This is a genomic window from Streptomyces rapamycinicus NRRL 5491 (genome assembly GCF_024298965.1).
Taxonomy (GTDB): domain Bacteria; phylum Actinomycetota; class Actinomycetes; order Streptomycetales; family Streptomycetaceae; genus Streptomyces; species Streptomyces rapamycinicus.
In genome coordinates, this window is the sequence record NZ_CP085193.1 from 2370799 (window position 1) to 2386773 (window position 15975).

Annotated in this window: 15 protein-coding genes and 3 pseudogenes; 10 read left to right on the plus strand and 8 right to left on the minus strand. The window is 70.5% G+C overall.

Annotation, left to right across the window (positions count from 1 at the left end; translation table 11 throughout):
- Window positions 1-250: 250 nt before the first annotated feature.
- Window positions 251-1156, plus strand: a complete 906-nt coding sequence (locus LIV37_RS09680) for an NADP-dependent oxidoreductase (RefSeq protein WP_020866930.1) — start codon at window positions 251-253, stop codon at window positions 1154-1156.
- A 175-nt stretch (window positions 1157-1331) separates the two neighbouring features.
- Here LIV37_RS09680 and LIV37_RS09685 read toward each other — a convergent pair.
- A pseudogene (locus LIV37_RS09685) lies at window positions 1332-1490 on the minus strand (IS5/IS1182 family transposase); the annotation flags it as partial.
- A gap of 82 nt (window positions 1491-1572) precedes the next feature.
- Here LIV37_RS09685 and LIV37_RS09690 point away from each other — a divergent pair.
- Window positions 1573-1776 carry a hypothetical protein gene (locus LIV37_RS09690; protein ID WP_243146370.1) on the plus strand — a complete coding sequence of 68 codons (204 nt, stop codon included), beginning with the start codon at window positions 1573-1575 and terminating at the stop codon, window positions 1774-1776.
- Window positions 1777-1831: 55 nt separating this feature from the next.
- Here LIV37_RS09690 and LIV37_RS09695 read toward each other — a convergent pair whose 3' ends face one another.
- Window positions 1832-3133 carry an MFS transporter gene (locus tag LIV37_RS09695; RefSeq protein WP_020866932.1) on the minus strand — a complete coding sequence of 434 codons (1302 nt, stop codon included), beginning with the start codon at window positions 3131-3133 and terminating at the stop codon, window positions 1832-1834.
- A gap of 1278 nt (window positions 3134-4411) precedes the next feature.
- On the opposite strand from LIV37_RS09695, the gene LIV37_RS09700 reads away from it, so the two are divergent.
- The 3 genes from LIV37_RS09700 to LIV37_RS09710 all read left to right on the plus strand — a co-directional run bounded on the left by LIV37_RS09700 (window position 4412) and on the right by LIV37_RS09710 (window position 6405).
- Window positions 4412-4762: a BlaI/MecI/CopY family transcriptional regulator gene (locus LIV37_RS09700; protein WP_020866933.1), complete on the plus strand. Its 351-nt coding sequence runs from the start codon at window positions 4412-4414 to the stop codon at window positions 4760-4762.
- Window positions 4763-4794: 32 nt separating this feature from the next.
- A complete protein-coding gene (locus LIV37_RS09705; RefSeq protein ID WP_148717862.1) occupies window positions 4795-5628 on the plus strand; it encodes a M56 family metallopeptidase in 834 nt (277 codons plus the stop codon).
- Between the two features lie 96 nt (window positions 5629-5724).
- Window positions 5725-6405, plus strand: a complete 681-nt coding sequence (locus LIV37_RS09710) for a class I SAM-dependent methyltransferase (RefSeq protein ID WP_020866935.1) — start codon at window positions 5725-5727, stop codon at window positions 6403-6405.
- Between the two features lie 113 nt (window positions 6406-6518).
- Here the strand turns inward: LIV37_RS09710 and LIV37_RS09715 are convergent, their stop codons facing one another.
- The 3 genes from LIV37_RS09715 to LIV37_RS09725 all read right to left on the minus strand — a co-directional run bounded on the left by LIV37_RS09715 (window position 6519) and on the right by LIV37_RS09725 (window position 9418).
- Window positions 6519-7097 (minus strand): serine hydrolase domain-containing protein, encoded by a 579-nt coding sequence (locus tag LIV37_RS09715; RefSeq protein WP_020866936.1) that lies wholly within the window; start codon window positions 7095-7097, stop codon window positions 6519-6521.
- 154 nt (window positions 7098-7251) lie between these two features.
- Window positions 7252-8850, minus strand: a complete 1599-nt coding sequence (locus LIV37_RS09720; protein ID WP_020866937.1) for a multicopper oxidase family protein — start codon at window positions 8848-8850, stop codon at window positions 7252-7254.
- Window positions 8851-8947: 97 nt separating this feature from the next.
- Window positions 8948-9418 (minus strand): hypothetical protein, encoded by a 471-nt coding sequence (locus LIV37_RS09725; protein WP_148717861.1) that lies wholly within the window; start codon window positions 9416-9418, stop codon window positions 8948-8950.
- A 153-nt stretch (window positions 9419-9571) separates the two neighbouring features.
- Here LIV37_RS09725 and LIV37_RS09730 point away from each other — a divergent pair, with 153 nt between their 5' ends.
- The 3 genes and pseudogenes from LIV37_RS09730 to LIV37_RS09740 all read left to right on the plus strand — a co-directional run bounded on the left by LIV37_RS09730 (window position 9572) and on the right by LIV37_RS09740 (window position 11952).
- On the plus strand, window positions 9572-10453 hold the full coding sequence (locus LIV37_RS09730) for a hypothetical protein (RefSeq protein WP_020866939.1): 882 nt from the start codon (window positions 9572-9574) through the stop codon (window positions 10451-10453).
- A gap of 56 nt (window positions 10454-10509) precedes the next feature.
- Window positions 10510-10641, plus strand: a pseudogene (locus tag LIV37_RS09735) (zinc-binding dehydrogenase); the annotation flags it as partial.
- Between the two features lie 87 nt (window positions 10642-10728).
- A complete protein-coding gene (locus LIV37_RS09740; RefSeq protein WP_020866940.1) occupies window positions 10729-11952 on the plus strand; it encodes a metallophosphoesterase in 1224 nt (407 codons plus the stop codon).
- Between the two features lie 226 nt (window positions 11953-12178).
- Here LIV37_RS09740 and LIV37_RS09745 read toward each other — a convergent pair whose 3' ends face one another.
- Entirely contained in the window at window positions 12179-12727 is a 549-nt protein-coding gene (locus LIV37_RS09745; RefSeq protein ID WP_020866941.1) for an NIPSNAP family protein, read from the minus strand.
- A complete protein-coding gene (locus tag LIV37_RS09750; protein WP_020866942.1) occupies window positions 12724-13227 on the minus strand; it encodes a hypothetical protein in 504 nt (167 codons plus the stop codon). The genes LIV37_RS09745 and LIV37_RS09750 overlap by 4 nt, the downstream gene beginning before the upstream one ends.
- 56 nt (window positions 13228-13283) lie before the next feature.
- Here LIV37_RS09750 and LIV37_RS09755 point away from each other — a divergent pair, with 56 nt between their 5' ends.
- Window positions 13284-14213 (plus strand): helix-turn-helix transcriptional regulator, encoded by a 930-nt coding sequence (locus LIV37_RS09755; RefSeq protein ID WP_020866943.1) that lies wholly within the window; start codon window positions 13284-13286, stop codon window positions 14211-14213.
- A gap of 145 nt (window positions 14214-14358) precedes the next feature.
- Here the strand turns inward: LIV37_RS09755 and LIV37_RS09760 are convergent, their stop codons facing one another.
- Complete coding sequence (locus LIV37_RS09760; protein WP_121825650.1) at window positions 14359-15150, minus strand: DJ-1/PfpI family protein; 792 nt, start codon at window positions 15148-15150, stop codon at window positions 14359-14361.
- Between the two features lie 196 nt (window positions 15151-15346).
- Here LIV37_RS09760 and LIV37_RS09765 point away from each other — a divergent pair.
- Window positions 15347-15940 (plus strand): annotated as a pseudogene (locus LIV37_RS09765) (ABC transporter permease); the annotation flags it as partial.
- Window positions 15941-15975: the final 35 nt, after the last annotated feature.

Sequence of the window (15975 nt, forward strand, 5' to 3'; positions counted from 1 at the left end):
TGAGTGGCTGGATGGCGCCGTTCAAGCGGGCGCGGGGCCATTGCGAGGCAGGGTCTACGTCGACGCGGCGGTGCCAGTGGAGCTGGATGTCGGCGGTGGGGAGGTCGACGGGCACCTCGTGGAGGCGCTCGCCCGACTTGCACCTGACGCCAACGTGAGGTTCTAGCGTGGTGGCGTCGGCACTCGCCGGACATTCACCCCACTGATCTCACGAACGGCCGGTTCAGGCCGCGTGGAAAGGCAGAACGTCATGCGCGCAGTCCGCTATCACGAGTACGGCGGCGTGGAGACCCTTGTGGTCGAGCAGGTGCCGGACCCGCATCCCGGGCCCGGCGAGATCCGCGTCCGCGTCGCGGCGGCCGGCGTCAATCCCGTCGACTGGAAGGTGCGTTCCGGTGCGGTGCGCGAGGTGCTCCCCGTGGACCTGCCCGCGATTCCCGGGCGTGATGCCGTCGGCGTGGTCGACGAGACCGGTGAGGGCGTGCGGGGGGTGAGCATCGGCGACCGTGTCTTCGGGCTGGGCGGCGTCACCGGCGCGACAGCGGAGCTGGCCGTGCTCTCGGCCTGGGCCCACGCGCCCACCACGTGGACCGACGAGGAGGCCGCCGGTGCCGGTCTGGCATCCGTGACCGCGATGGGCGGGCTGAAGGCGCTCGGCCCCCTGCGGGGGCGCACCCTGCTCGTCGAGGGCGCCGCCGGGGGCGTGGGCAGTGCCGCGGTCGAGATCGCGGTGGCTCAGGGCGCCACCGTGATCGGGACGGCCAGCGAGCGCAATCACGAGTTCCTCACCTCTCTCGGAGCCGTTCCCACCACCTACGGCACCGGCCTCGCGGAGCGCCTCGCCACCCTGGCTCCGGACGGTGTCGACATCGCGCTCGACACCGCGGCCTCCGGGTCCCTGGCCGATCTCATCGCGATCGTGGGCGACCCTGCTCGTGTGTCGACGATCGCCGACCACACCAACGCGCAGCGCCTGGGCGCACGTCTGGCCAACGCGGAGAACGACTCCACCCTCCTCGCCGAAGCGGGCGAACTCGGCCGGCAAGGCCGCTACACACCGCGCGTCGAGCGGACCTACCCGCTCGAACGGATCGCGGAAGCGCACGCATACGCCGAGCGCGGACACACACGGGGAAAGATCGTGGTCCGCATCTGAGCCTGTCCCACCGTTCGAAGCTCCGACTGCGGGGCACGCTGCACGAGACGGTGCCCTGCGATGTCCCGGTGCTCAAGAGCCTGAACTGACGGGTGCGACGCGCCGCCCGCGGAGCCGCCGGCGGTTGATGTCGTGACCGTAACGGCGGTCGGCGTACAGCGCGGGGCTTGCGGCGGGGGCGGCCCCCGCTTGGCCTGCACGTACGACGAATCGACCGTGGCACGGGAGAAGCCCAGACGGTCCGCCGCCGAAACCGGTCCAGCAGCACCTGCCGAAGCTCATCACAGAGCCCGGCCGCTTGCCACTCGGCCGGCCTCCGCCAGCATGTGAGCCCCGGACACTCGGCGTTGACTCGCTCTGGCACACGAGCCGTCTGAGAGCTGGTGCGGTCGTGGGCCGGTTCAAGCAGTTCGAGCATGGTCAGTCCTACTCGGGCCTGGGAGGAGGTGCAGCGGCCGGTCTCGCGGATGCGGATCTGGAACGAGCTGCGTACCTTGCGGCTGTCCGGTGTGCTGGACCGGATCGCGGGCATGGTGGTCGGTATCCCGGCCGAGGTCGCGTCCTACGAGAGTGGCGGAGAGCGCGCGGGTCTACGCGACGTGGCACTCGGACGCGGGTGAGGAGCGGCGAACGGGACTGATCCCCGTCCGCCGCTCCGTTCCCGCATATGGTCCGTCAGGCGGACGCGGGCTGTGCCTCAGGCGCCTGCACGGCCGTGAGGCGGCCGGTGCGGTGCAACCCGTACAGAGCCACGGCACAGGCCAGGCCCAGTGCCAGCAGCGCGAGCCACGGCAGCGCGGACATCCCCGCCGCCCGGGCGGCGTCCAGCGCCGCTCCGGTGAGCAGGTTGCCCAGGGTGATGCCGACGCCGCAGATGGTGTTGTACAGCCCGTAGTGGGTGGCCACGAGCCGGTTCCCCGAGAGCCGGACGATGGTGTCCATCTCGAACGGGTAGGCGATCATCGTCCCCAGCGCGAGCAGCAATGCCGAGAGCGCGGGCGGGACGGCCGCGAGCAGCCAGCGGCCCACGCCGCCGCCCGGTACTGGAGCCGCGGTCGCGAGCAGCAGTGGTACGAACGCCACCCCCATCGAGAGCAGCCCCCAGGCCAGCGCCCGCCCCGGCTCCATCCGGGCCTTGCACCAGGCGGTGACCTTCGTCTGTCCGAGGATGGTGCTCAGTCCCGAGACGGCGAACAGCAATGCCACCGCCACCGTCCCGGACTCACCCTCGCCACCGAGGCGGCGCACTTCGAGCGGCAGGGCCAGATAGACCTGGAACGACAGGACATACGAGCCGATCATGGCGGCCGAGAAGAGCAGGAAGGGCCGGTTGGCCACCACCTCTCGCCACTGCGACAACACGCTCTCGCGCCCTGTGTCCTGGCCCTCCTCGGTGTTGTCGCCCCTCCGGGGCGGCAGCGCGCGGATCTGTACGACGCTGAGCACGGCGAAGACCGCTGCCGCGACCAGGCAGGTGACGCGGAAGCCGATGCCGGTCAGCACCATGCCCACCAGCGGGCCGAGCAGGATTCCCGCCTGGTAGAAGATGTTGAACAGGGCGAACGCCTCCACCCGGCGCTCTCCCGCGTCCGCTGCGAGGTACGCCCGTACCGCGGGGTTGAACAGGGCACCGGCCAGCCCCGTGGCCGCCGAGGCCGCCAGTAGCGCGGGCAGGGAGTCCACGAGGCCCAGAGCGGCGAATCCGACGGTGCGCAGCACGCATCCGGCGATGATCAGCGGCTTGTAGCCCAGCCGGTCCGCCAGCGTGCCACCGACCAGGAACATGCCCTGCTGGCTGAAGTTGCGCACTCCCAGAATGAGTCCGACGAGCCAGCCGGCCAGCCCCAGAGTGCCGGACAGGTGGGCGGCCAGGTAGGGCATGAGCATGTAGAAACCCAGGTTGATGGTGAACTGGTTCACCATCAACAGCTGGACACTGCGCTCGTAGGAACGCACCTGTGTGAACAGCGACTTCACTGAGCCACCTCCTCGTCGGGACGGCCTAAATGCGCCACCGGCAGACGACGGACAGCCTGGAACTCCCGGCCAGTGCTCGGCTGCTTCTCTCTCGCCCGTGGTGCACCACGGCGCGGATGGCCGCCATGGCGGATGCCGGAGCTACGCCGACAGTCGGTACCGGCTCACGCGAGGGCGCCGGTGGCCTCGGCACGGAGAGACCGGCAAGGCCGCGTGGAGCGCAGGACTCCGCGCTGGGTACTGCCTCGGTGTCCGCGTTCACGGGCGATGCCGCCTGCGCGGACCCCCCGGACGCGATCGGCACCGGAGCGCTCCGGTGGCCTGACTCCTTGTGTGGACCGGCACAGTCCAGAACGGCCAGCAGCAACCCGCACAACGCAACGGCGATGAGGCAGCGATACCCAAGAGTCCCCGGTAAGAGGCCAGGGCGGACGTGGCGATGTAACGGCAACAGTTCCTCCGCGTGGGCCACCGCCCCCGGTGCGGAGCGGGGATGGGCGGTGGGCAGAGACCGGCAGGACAGGGTTCAGCGCCCCGAATGTCCCCGAACCAGCGTTTGGACCAGCGGATCCGGGAGATCAGGGGCACCGCGAACCGGCAACACCGAGCCGGGCCGGGCATATGGCGGGCATACGCCGACCGGCCGACGGTACGGGGTGCGCCTAAATCCGCAGAACCACGCGGGCAGCGGAGTCCGTCAACGGACATCCCGCCGAAGCCAACCGGACCGGGCCGGTCATCCCCGATGGCACGGCCGGAGGAGCCGACGCCCGGCCGAGCATCGCCGGGCAAGGGGCCACCCATACGGAACCGTACTGCGGCTGACCCACCAGACACTCATGCGCCGGGTGAGAGGAGTCATGGTTGCCGTTGTGGGGATCGTTCCGTGACTCGACCCCGCCGCCGGACATCTTCTCAGCGGCGGCGGACGCTGTCCCGGTGTCGCCCTGGCTCACGGTCGCACCCTGATCTACCGCACCAAATGCGAGATGCCCGGCTACGCCTTCCGCGCTCACGCCATGCGCGTACACGAACCCGAGCAGGAGCGCCGCCACCCACAGCACACGCAGCGGCCGCCGCGACGGACGGCACCACGTCATAACGGAGGGAGACCAGGCCGTAACCATGCCGTGACACTAGCGCTGAAGCGGAAGCACTCGAGAAGGACCTGAGACTTCGCGCCAAGTTCCCGCGCAGCACGCGGAATGGGGCGGACCGTCGCACGCCGAACCTCCTACCCTGGCGTAGTGGGCGATGTTTTACGGAGGTGAGATCGCAGTGACCCTGGGGGCACTGGAGAGCGCGGTCATGCGGGTGTGCTGGGAGGTCCAAGCGCCAGTGACGGTCCGCGCCGTGCTCGACAGACTCAACGAGGGCCGGGAGCGGCCGCTGGCCTACACCACGGTGATGACGGTGATGACTCGCCTCGCGGAGAAGCGCTTGCTCGATCGGGCCATCCAGGGGCGTGGCTACGCGTACACGGCCGCCGTCGCGGATGAGGCCGCGATCGCCGTACGGGAGGTGCTGCGGGCGCACGGGGATGCCGCGGTCGCGCATTTCGCCGCCGAGGCGTCACTGGATCCGCAGCTACGGGACCGTCTTCGGCGGCTCTTGGAGCAGTCGCCGTGACCGGCAAGCGGGCCTTCTGGACCCTCGTAACGGTGTCCGTGACGATTCACGCGGCGGTGGCCTTCCTTGGCTGCTGTTTGGTCACGGCTCTGGCCTGGCAGTTCACCCATCACGGGATCGGTGCCGACCCTCGGTCCGGCGCCGCGTGGGCCGGCGTCACGCTGCTCACCCTCTCTATGGCTGGAGGGATACGGTCCGCCCGGCGGCTGTGGCTCGGACTCGGCGCGACTCGGGCCATGGACCGCCAGGTCCGCGCCACGGCTGTCGCCGATACGGCCATACACACCACCGCCCAGCAGGCGGGCCTGACCGCCCGGGTAGATGTGATCGACAGTGCCGGTAGCTTCGCGTTCACCCACGGACTACTGCGCCCCCGAGTGACGGTCAGCAGCGGGCTCATGAAGTCGGCGACTCCTGGGGAATTGCGTGCGGTCCTGGCTCATGAGGCCGAGCACGTCCGTGGGCGCGATCCGCTCAGAACGCTCGTGGCCGATTTCCTGGCGGCACGGCACATCGCGCTTCCGCTCCTGCGTCATCTGCGAACGGTGGTCGCCGCCGACCGTGAACTGGCGGCGGACCGCTGCGCGATGGCTCAGTGCGGCGTCAGCGCCGTGGCCGGGGCACTGCTGAAGGCCGGCGACACTCCCCGATGGGCGAACACCGCCCCCGCCGCCGCGATGGGAGGCCGCACGTTGCTCGCCGTCAGGATCACGCAGCTCGAGGGCGCGGTACCGCCGCCCGTACGTCCGGACCACCGGCAGGTGGCTGTCACGGCCGCCGGGGCCGCGCTCTACATGTGGGCGATCGCCGGCTCCGCCTGGCTGATGCCGACGGCTCCGTTGGCCTGTTTGGGAGGAGGTCACTGAGCTTCGCCGGTCAGGACCCCTTACCTACTACGACCGCATAGTAACTACTACGCATCGGTAGTAGGCTCGGATCCCGCCCGCCGAGAGGAGTCATAGATGGCCGCCGCGACGGACCGCGAGAAGCCGATACGCCATGCGCTCTTCGCTCGCATCTACCCGAGGATCAACGCCTTCGCCGAGGCCCACGGCGCCCTGGAACACCGGCGTGAGCTGCTCGCCGAGACCACCGGCCGGATCGTGGAGATCGGCGCGGGAACCGGCGCCAACTTCCCGCACTACCCGCCGGAGGTCGAGCAGGTCATCGCCGTCGAACCCGAGCCACGCCTGCGTGAACTCGCAAAGCGGTCGTCGGCCGGGTCCCCCGTGCCGGTGGAGATCCGCGCAGGCCGGGCCGAGGCGCTGCCCGTCCCCGACGCTTCCGCCGACGGAGTCGTGGCCTCGCTCGTCCTGTGCACGATCGCCGACGTCCCCGCCGCGCTCGGGGAAGCCGCCCGTGTACTACGACCGGGCGGGCTGCTGTACTTCTACGAGCACATCCGATCGACACGCCCCGGCCTGGCAAGGCGGCAGCGGATCACCAACGTGGTGTGGCCACTGCTGGGCGGCGGCTGCAATCTCACCCGGAGCCCCGAACCAGCCATCACCACTGCCGGATTCAGAATCGAACGCGCACGGCACTTCGACTTCCTCATCAACGGCCGCACCACACCCAGCTCCCCGTGCGTCATCGGTGTCGCACGCAAAGCCGAGACCGCCGCCCAGGAGAACACCGCATAATGCGCGAGCGAGACTTCACAGTCTCACGGACGCCGCGCGGCGAGACATGACCCCTGATCGGTCAGCGGGCGCACCGGGCGGGGCTCAGGCACCCGAGTCTTCGCCCACCACGGTCAGGTCGTCACCCAGCGCCGCGGCGATTTCGGCGGCCCGGGAATGGTCGGCACTCCGACCGGGGTCCGCAGCCACGGTGCGGCGTGGAACTGCCGTGGCCAGTTCGGGTCCGCGTATGCCAAGTCGGCGACACGGTCCAGGGCCTCATCCGGCACTCCGAACCACGCGTCGAGCCCCAACGCGGGGCGTACCACACCGTTGAACACCTCCCCCAGCGTCGCCCCTGCGCTCGCCCGCAGGATGCCGTCGACCAAGTGACCGTAGGTCAACGCGTGTTCCCCGAGCGAGGTCCCGGGAAGGTACTCCGGCGCCGCTCGCGCCAGACTCTCCCGCAGCCCGCCGTCATCCAGCAGGTCGAAGCCCGCCGCTTCGGGAGCGAAACGCGGCTGGCCCGCCCGGTGCGTGAGCACATGGCGGAGAATGGCCCGATCCTTGCCCCGGGCCCCGTACGCGCTCCAATACCCGGCGATCGGCTCGTCCAGTGCCAGCGCACCCGCCCTGACCGCGGCCAGGGCGGCGAGCGTGACGAACGATTTCGACAGCGAGTAGGACTGGACCAGGGTGTCGCAAACGTCCATCGTGCCGCATCTCGCTCACCTCTCAGCGCGCCCAGGACTCACTCCCGAGACCCACGGCGATAATAACCCCCGGGGGGGTATATCGGAGCACGGTGAGGGCCCGAGGCTCCCGTCATCTGGTGGAGCCCACCAGGTGCCGGGAGCCCTGGTGCCATCAGGCTCGATAGGCCACCAGCGCCATCATCCCGGCCTCGCCGTGGTAGGCGTTGTGACAGTGCAGCATCCACTGGCCGGGGTTGTCGGCGTCGAAGACCACGGTCAGCTTCTTCTTCGGCAGCACGATCGCGGTGTCCTTGCGGGGCCCGGAGCTGCCGAGTTGGTAGGTGTGGCCGTGCAGATGCATCGGGTGCCACATGCTCGTGCGGTTGACGAAGTCCAGCCGGACCCGTTGCCCTTCCTCGACCATGAGCGGGGCGGCCGTCGGATCGCTCATGTCGAACGCCTTGCCGTTGATGGCCCAGTTGTACTTCGTCATGCCGCCGGTCAGCTCCATGCGGAGCGCCCGGTCCGCCTTCTTGGGAGACAACCCGACGTCGTCCGCCGCGCGGAGCTTCGAGGCGGTCACGATCGTGCCGTCCAGTTCCTTCGGGCGGACGGTGGCTTTCGGAGCCCGGCCGGAGCCGGTGCGGACCAGGGCCAGGCCGGTGGCGTTCTTCCCCTCGGCGAGTGCCACGAGCGGGAAGACGCCATCCGCGAGGGTGACCAGCACGTCGTAGCGCTCGCCCATGCCGATCAGCAGGGCATCGGTCCGCTGGTGCTCGACGGGGAAGCCGTCGGTGTGGGTGATGGTCATGCTGTGGCCGCCGAGCGCGACGCGGTAGGCGGTGTCGCCACCGGCGTTGATGATCCGTAGCCGGATCCGCCTGCCGGGCTTGCCGGTGTAGGCATCCGGGTCGGCCGGGACGCGGCCGTTGATCAGGTGGTACGCGTACTTCACGTCGCCCGCGTCACCGCCGAGCAGTTCGCTGTCGGCGCCCATCAGCATGAACTTCATCGACATGCCGTCGCCGGAAGAAGACGGTGAGGCGCTCGCCCCTCCCTCGTCTCCGCTCATGTCCATGCCGCCCATACCACTCATGTCGTGGCCGCCCATGTCCATCCCGCCCATGCCCTGCCGCAGCTCGGCGAAGACCTCGTCGGGTGTGCCGGTGACACCGTCGACCCAGTCGTCCAGGACGACCACCCACTCGTCGTCGTAGGACAGTGGCTCCTTCGGATCCTCGACGATCAGCGGCGCGTACAGCCCGCGGTCGAGCTGGACCCCGACGTGCGGGTGGAAGAAGTAGGTGCCGGGGGTGTCGGCGATGAAACGGTAGGTGAAGGTGGATCCGGCCCGTACCGCGGTCTGCGTGGCCGGGGGAACGCCGTCCATGTCATTGCGCAGGGCGAGACCGTGCCAATGGATGGACGTGGCCGTCTTGTTCGGCAGCTGATTGGAGAGTTCGGCGGCCACGGTGTCACCGGCCGACACCCGCAGCTCCTTGCCGGGGGCCCGCCCGCCGAAGACCCAGCTCCTGGCCATGACGCCACCGCCGAGCTCCACCATGGCGGGCGCGGCGGTCAGGGTCAGCTTGTGCACCTTGCCGGTACTGGTGCGCTTCTTCTCCGCGGCGGCCACGGCCGGGTCGGACGGCTTGACCAGGGCGGGGGTGTTGTCAGCGTCGCCACTGGAGCCGCCGCAGGCGGCGAGCGCGCCCGTGCCCGCGGCGCCGAGCCCGGCCAGCAGGACAGAGCGGCGGTTGATGCTGTTCACGATGACGGTGTTCCTCTTCTCGATATGCCTTGTGTTCGGTCGCACGCGGGCACGGCTGATCGCATACGCGGACGCGAAGATGCCGTGGGGGGGCGGCCTACAGAAGCAATCGAGAGAGCATCGAAAGGTCGGGCGGCGCCCGGCTCACGGTGCCGGGAACAGGACGACCGGCCGGGATGGCGTGCACATCGCCCTCGCGGCCGACCCAGGGCCCGCTCGGCGGCAGGTGTTTTACGACGTCGACGCCGGCAGCCGAGCAGTGCTGCACGCCCATGCCGGAACAGGGCCCATCGTCACCGTGCGCGGCCGGGGCGGAAGCCCGTGCGGTGCCGTCATGCCCACCCCTGTGCGCCGACATCCCCCCATTGCCCGACATCGCCGCCGAGGGCGCATGGACCATATGCGCCATCCCGCGCATGTCGGAGACACGCACCGAGGGCGAGACGGCCGCGTTCGTCTCGTGGTGGAGGAGCACGGCGAACGCGGCGAACAGCACGACGACCGCGCTCCACGCCCAGCGTCCGGTGCCACCACGGGCACGGTCCCGTCCGGCCCCTGCTGTGGTCATGGCTCCCGTCCCTGCTCTCGGTGGGCGACTCCGCCAATATACCCGGTGGGGGTAAAACTGAACGCTCTCCTAATCTCCTACGTACTCAGGGGCTCAGTAGCCGATACCGCACGACGCACCGAGGCCACACCCAGACGACGAGGGAAGGCAACGATGGAGACTCTGAGCTGGTCCGTAGCGGCGGTCGCCGCGCTGGTGGCCGCCGTCAGCCTGATCCGCATGATGACTACCAGGGGAGACACCCGCTTCGCGGCCGGAGGCGAGGTATTCATGGGTGTGTGCATGACCGCCATGGCCCTGCCCGCGACAGCGGCCTGGTACGCCGATCACGGCATGGGGTGGGCCATGGCATTCGCCCTCCTGGCACTCGGCGGTGTGGTGATGGCCGCCAAGCACACGCGTGCGAGCGGCTGGAGCCACGGCCGCCAATGGGTACACCTCATCGTCGGCAGCGCAGGCATGGTGATCATGACCCTCGCCATGACGAGCACGTCCTCCGGGCCGGTACTCGCGCTCGGCGGCTCATCCATGGCCGGGATGCCGGGCATGGAGAACATGCCCGGGATGGACTCGGCACAAGGCATGGACGGGATGGACGGGATGGAGGGCATACAGGGCATGGGAGGGATGCACGGGAGGAACACGCCGGGCATGACCACCGCGGCCGATGCCACCGCCGCGTCGTCCTCGGGCTCCTTCTGGCGTTACGTGGCCGCGGCGCTCGCGGTGTACTTCCTGTTGTCGATTGGCGCGTCCGTCTGGGCCCGGCTCCGGGGGACCAACGGGAAGCACCCCACCGCCGCCCGCGACGGCGGCCGGGGCCGCACATGGGGACGTTGGCTGCTCGCCATGCCGGACACGGTGGTGGTCTTCGTGGTATCGCTGACCGTCTCGGTATGGGACAAGGCCCGTACGGTGGAGCGGGGAAGCCACGGACGCCGACGCAGGCTCGGCACGGCGCCGGACGCCGCACTGGCCGCTCATATCGGTATGGGCGGAACCATGTCCGCGATGCTGCTCATGATGGTGGTGTGACGGGCCCTCGCCGAGCTCGTGCGTTCGCTCTGGGCCGCGAGTCTGAACACGCCCTTGCGGGCGAACTCGGCCGACAAGGCCGCTGCACACCGCGCATCGAGCGGACCTGCCCGCTCGAACGGATCGCGGAAGCGCACGCATACGCCGAGCGCGGACACACACGGGGAAAGATCGTGGTGTGCATCTGAGCCTGTCCCGCCCATGAACGCCGGTCGGCCGGCCCGAGGCGACGGGATACAGTGCGTGAGGGGGCAGCTTGGTCAGGGAGGGGAAGCGTGACCGACACCAGCAACACCCGGCCCGCCGAAGGTGGTGAAGCGCAAGCGCCGCGGCAGAGCCGACCGCGCCGCCTGATGCGCTACCTCCCCCTGATCGCCCCCGTCCTGCTGTGGGCCGTGCCCTGCTGGGTGCTCCTGCACACCGGCCAGCACTGGCCGCTGCCCGCCACGCTGGTCGGCACCGCCCTGTTCGCCCTCGGCCTCATCGGCATGCCGCTCGCGATGATGCGCGGCCACGGACGGCGCCAGCAGGACCGGGCGGCGATCATCGGCGACACCCTGCTGGGCACCATCTGGACTCTGTTCACCTGGTCCGTTCTGCTCGGCGTCCTCTTGCGGCTCGCCCTGACCGTGGCCGGCGTCGGCGAGAGCCAGGACCGGGCCCGAATCGTCACCTGGGCCGTGCTCGGCACAACCGCGGTACTGCTCGGCTGGGGATACGCCGAGGCCCGCCGCGTACCACGCGTGCGCCGACTCGACGTACAACTCCCCCGGCTGGGGCCCGGGTTGGACGGCATCCGCGTCGCCCTCATCACCGACACCCACTACGGCCCGCTCGATCGCACCCGCTGGTCGGCGCGGGTATGCGAGACGGTGAACACTCTGGAGGCCGACCTGGTCTGCCACACCGGCGACATCGCGGACGGCACGGCCGAACGCCGCCGCGCCCAGGCCACCCCGCTCGGCACCGTGCGGGCCACCCGGGCCCGGGTCTACGTCACCGGCAACCACGAGTACTACAGCGAGGCCCAGGGCTGGGTCGACCTGATGGACGAGCTGGGCTGGGAGCCGCTGCGCAACCGTCATCTGCTGCTCGAACGCGGAGGCGACACCCTCGTGGTCGCCGGAGTCGATGACGTCACCGCCGAGTCCTCCGGCCTGGCAGGCCACCGTGCCCACCTCGCCGGAGCCCTGAACGGCGCCGACCCCGATCTGCCCGTCCTGCTCCTGGCACACCAGCCCAAGTTCATCGACCGGGCAGCGGCCGCCGGCATCGACCTCCAACTCTCCGGCCACACCCACGGCGGCCAGATCTGGCCCTTCCACCACCTCGTCCGCATCGACCAGCCCGCCCTCGCCGGCCTCAGCCACCACGGCCCCCGCACCCTCCTCTACACCAGCCGCGGTACCGGCTTCTGGGGCCCGCCATTCCGCGTCTTCGCCCCCAGCGAGATCACCCTGCTCGTACTCCGCTCCCCGCACCCGCCCACCTCGACATAGCACTCGACGGGCCGACACATCCGCTCGGAGCAGTCCACGGGCCGAGGGACGCGGCACCGACAGACGACCAGGCCCGTCTCGCGCGATCGTCGGCATCGAACGGTTCCAGCCCGTCCTCGTCCCGCGTGGGCCCGACCGGCCAGGGAGAACGCTCTCGTCCCCGTAACTCCCAGGAAGCGAAAGAGGTCGGATGGAGCCGCCGCTCGGCGCACGTGACGGCGCGAGGCTAAGTCGTCACGGGTTCCAGCCGCAGCCGCTGGATCGGCCAGGGTGGCGGCTCGGCCGGGCCGAACCAGACCCGGACGTCCTGCCCGGTGCGGACGGGCAGGAGGGGGTAGTCGTTCGCGGCGTGCTCGGTGCGGTGCAGCGCATGGCCCGAGCGCAGGTGTCGGGCGGCGTAGGCGTCGAAGGCAGCCGCGTCGGACGGCCGACAGATCGTCGCGACCACCTCGCGGGTGCCCGGCTCCGCGTCGAAGCACGGGCCACGCAGCAGCAGGACATCATCGCTGTCGACCATGGTGGCGTTGGCCGCGTCGCGGTACTTCCGCCAGACCGGACCGGTGTAGAACGCCTCCAGCGCGCGCCGACGGTGCGCCATGTCGGGGAACGCGCGCAGCCAGACGAAGCGGTCCGGGTCGTCAAGGTCGCGGAATCGGCCGCCGACGGTGATGCCGACCGCATGCTGGCCGACGACGAACTCGCGCTCGAACAGCCCGATCAGCGTCTCCCGGGCGCCGGGACGCAGAGTGTACTGCCGGAGTTCGACGATGCTCATGCGTCGGCCCGCCCGGTGCGGGTGAGGTCCATGGTCCAGTTGAGCTCCCAGGTGCGGCCGTCGTCGGCGGAGAACTCCTGCTCCCAGCGGGCGGCGTCCGGGCCAAGCCGGTTCCAGGTGAAGTGCACCCGGATCGGGCGGCCGACGTAGGTGTCCTCACCGTGGAAGTCACCGCGGTCGCCCGTGAAGCCGCCGGTCACGGGGGGATCCAGTCGCCCCGTCCGGCTGTCGGACCAGTGGATCGACCAGCGCTCCGTCTCGCGGTCGAACAGCCGTAGGGTCACGCCCTGGCGGCCGAGGGTGGGGAAGGTGATCTCGTCGATGTTGCCGGCGCCCCCGAACAGCGGCCGGACCACCGCGTGACCGGGGAACTCCGCCCAGGAGGCGGGGCCCGGGCCGAGCGGTGCGGTGAGACGGCGGTTGGCCACGTCCCAGGAGCCGTGCAGGAAGTCGAAGTCGTGCGGGAAGTCGGTGTCATGCGGGAAGTCGGTGTCGTCCATGCGCCGCAGGCTAGGGACACTCCCCTGACATCCACTGTCAGGGGATACTGGGCGGCATGCGCGCGAGCCGGCTGGTCACCCTGCTTCTGCTGCTCCAGAACCGGGGCCGGATGACGGCCCAGCAGCTGGCCGAGGAACTGGAGGTCTCCGTCCGTACGGTCTACCGGGACGTCGAGGCGCTCGGCGCTGCCGGTATCCCGCTGTACGGCGCCGCCGGACACGCGGGCGGCTACCAGCTGGTCGACGGCTACCGGACCCGGCTCACCGGACTGACCGCGGACGAGGCGCAGGCCGCGTTCCTCGCCGCACTCCCCGGCACCGCCGCCGACCTCGGCTTCGGCGAGGCACTCGCCACCGCCCAACTGAAACTGCGGGCCGCCCTGCCGGCCGAGCTGCGCGAGCACGCCGGGCGGATCCAGGAACGCTTCCTGCTCGACGCCCCCGGCTGGTACGGCGACGCCGACCGTACGCCGCACCTGGCCGCGGTCGCCGCCGCGGTGTGGGCGCGGCGGGCGGTGCTCCTGCGGTACCGGCGGTGGCGCGCGCCGGAGGAGATCGAGCGGCGGGTGGAGCCGTACGGGCTCGTGCTCAAGGCCGGCCGCTGGTACCTGGTCGCCGGCGGGCCGTCCGGAATCCGCACCTACCGGGTCGACCAGATCATCGAACTCCACTCCCTGGACGGGCAGTTCGTCGTCCCGGACGGATTCGACCTGTCCGCGCACTGGAACAGCTATCTGACCGATTTCCGAGCCCGGCTGCACACCGGGGAGGCTCTGGTACGGCTCACGCCGAAGGGAGCCCGCCGCCTCGGCGTCACACCCGCGGGTGACGGATGGACGGAGACCCGGGTGCCCATCGAATCGATCGACCACGCCCACGGAGAGTTCCTGCGGCTGGGCATCGACGTCGAGGTCATCGCACCGGCGGAACTCCGCGACCGCATCGCCGAGACGGTACGGACCCTGGCCACCCGCTACGAGGGGTGACCCCGGGCAGAGGGACCTCCCGGATGATTTCCGCGAATCACCAGGCCCGACATGGGAGTCGGTCGGACTCGAAAAGGCGTCATCGGTCGGACTCGGAAAGGCGTCAGCCGAGCGCGGAGATGCCGCGGTACCCGGCCGCCGCCCGCTACCTCTCGGCGTCCGCGAGCAGCCGGAGAGCGAGCTGCTGGAGCTCCGGGCCCGCCTTCTCCGGACTGCCGGTGTCGAAGGGCGGATCGGGGTCGTACTCCACGGCGAGTTGCATCGCCTGGGCGACCTTCTCGTCCGACAGGCGGGCGGCGAGGTGCAGGCCCATGTCGATACCGGCGGAGACCCCCGCCGCGGTGATGATCTTCCCCGCTTCGACGAACCGCCCCGGGGTGTATTCGGCGCCCGCCTCCGCCAGGTAGGAGCGGCTGCCCCAGAAGGTGGTGGCGGGCAGACCACGCAGCAGACCGGCCGCGCCGAGGATCAGCGACCCCGTGCACACCGAGGTGGTCCACACCGACCGCCGGTGGATGTGGCGTATCCAGTCCAGCACGACGGTGTTCTCCATCGTCTCCTTGGTGCCGCCGCCTCCCGGCACCAGCAGCACATCGGCCCGGTCCACACTGTCGAGGGAACGCTCGGCCTCCAGGGCCAGTTCGCCGGTGTCGGTACGGATGAGCCCGGCCTTCTCGGCCACCGTGGTCACCGTCACCCGCGGCACCCGGCAGAGCACCTCGTACGGCCCGACCGCATCGAGCGCGGTGAACCTGTCGTACAGCAGCACCGCCACCCGCAACGGGCCCGCATCGGCGCGGTGGCTCGCCGGGCCACCGGCCTCCGGGGCCACCGCCCGGGCCGTCGACGCCCCGACACTCGTCACCATCCCCGCCCCCAGTCCACTTGCCGCGGCTGCCTGAAGCACCGTGCGACGGCTACGGTTCACACCTGCCATGAAGGACTTCCTCCCCTGTGATCACCACCGGCCCGGTGCCGGCACAACAAGTAGTCGGACCACATCACGGTCGAGTTCCCGGGATTCCGGCTCGGTTCGATGGTCGACTTCCCCGGCGGGGTCGTCAGGAAGCGGACAGGCATTCCGAGGTAGTCGTGGCGGAACCGGCGGGAGTTCCGGAGCATTTCTTAGCCGGGAGCGTTCGGTGCTCGTCGGCTGGCAGGCCGCCAAGAGCGAGCTGGGCTTCGACGGGCACCCCACGGTGATCTACGTGAAGGCGAGGGAGGACGCCATCGAGGACGTCAGCGCGGTCCTGCCCGCCACGCTGTATCCCGAAATCCCCGGTCTGGTCCAGGTCAGCCGCCCGTCCGACGCCCTGCTGGCGAAACGCGTCACCGAGACGACGTTCTCGGCGCCGTTCCTGGGCCTGGCCGGAGTGGCGCTGCTCATCGGCGGCATCGGCGTGGCCAACACCATGTACACCTCGGTGCTGGAGCGCCGCACCGAAATCGGCCTGCGCCGGGCGCCGGGGGCCGGGCGGGGCCAGATCCGGGCGCGGTTCCTCACCGAGTCCGTGGTGCTCAGCGCGCTCGGCGGGGTCGCGGGTACGGTCATCGGCGTCCTCGCGACCCTCGGCTACGCCACCTACCAGGGCTGGTCCCCCGCGATCCCCCTCCCCGCCCTCGCCCTGGGCACGGGCAGCACGGTTCTGATCGGCATCACGGCCGGCGTCTACCCGTCGATCCGCGCCTCCCGACTGCCCCCGGCACAGGCCCTGTCAGCGGCCTGACAACGCGCCTCGGCGCCGACGCAGTGCCCACCGGC

Coding starts and splice junctions, on each gene's coding strand:
- LIV37_RS09715 (WP_020866936.1), bottom strand. CDS start 7,097: ATGGACGTTTGCGACACCCTGGTCCAGTCCTACTCGCTGTCGAAATCG.
- LIV37_RS09745 (WP_020866941.1), bottom strand. CDS start 12,727: ATGAGCATCGTCGAACTCCGGCAGTACACTCTGCGTCCCGGCGCCCGG.
- LIV37_RS09755 (WP_020866943.1), top strand. CDS start 13,284: ATGCGCGCGAGCCGGCTGGTCACCCTGCTTCTGCTGCTCCAGAACCGG.
- LIV37_RS09730 (WP_020866939.1), top strand. CDS start 9,572: ATGGAGACTCTGAGCTGGTCCGTAGCGGCGGTCGCCGCGCTGGTGGCC.
- LIV37_RS09750 (WP_020866942.1), bottom strand. CDS start 13,227: ATGGACGACACCGACTTCCCGCATGACACCGACTTCCCGCACGACTTC.
- LIV37_RS09725 (WP_148717861.1), bottom strand. CDS start 9,418: ATGACCACAGCAGGGGCCGGACGGGACCGTGCCCGTGGTGGCACCGGA.
- LIV37_RS09680 (WP_020866930.1), top strand. CDS start 251: ATGCGCGCAGTCCGCTATCACGAGTACGGCGGCGTGGAGACCCTTGTG.
- LIV37_RS09760 (WP_121825650.1), bottom strand. CDS start 15,150: ATGGCAGGTGTGAACCGTAGCCGTCGCACGGTGCTTCAGGCAGCCGCG.
- LIV37_RS09690 (WP_243146370.1), top strand. CDS start 1,573: ATGGTCAGTCCTACTCGGGCCTGGGAGGAGGTGCAGCGGCCGGTCTCG.
- LIV37_RS09710 (WP_020866935.1), top strand. CDS start 5,725: ATGGCCGCCGCGACGGACCGCGAGAAGCCGATACGCCATGCGCTCTTC.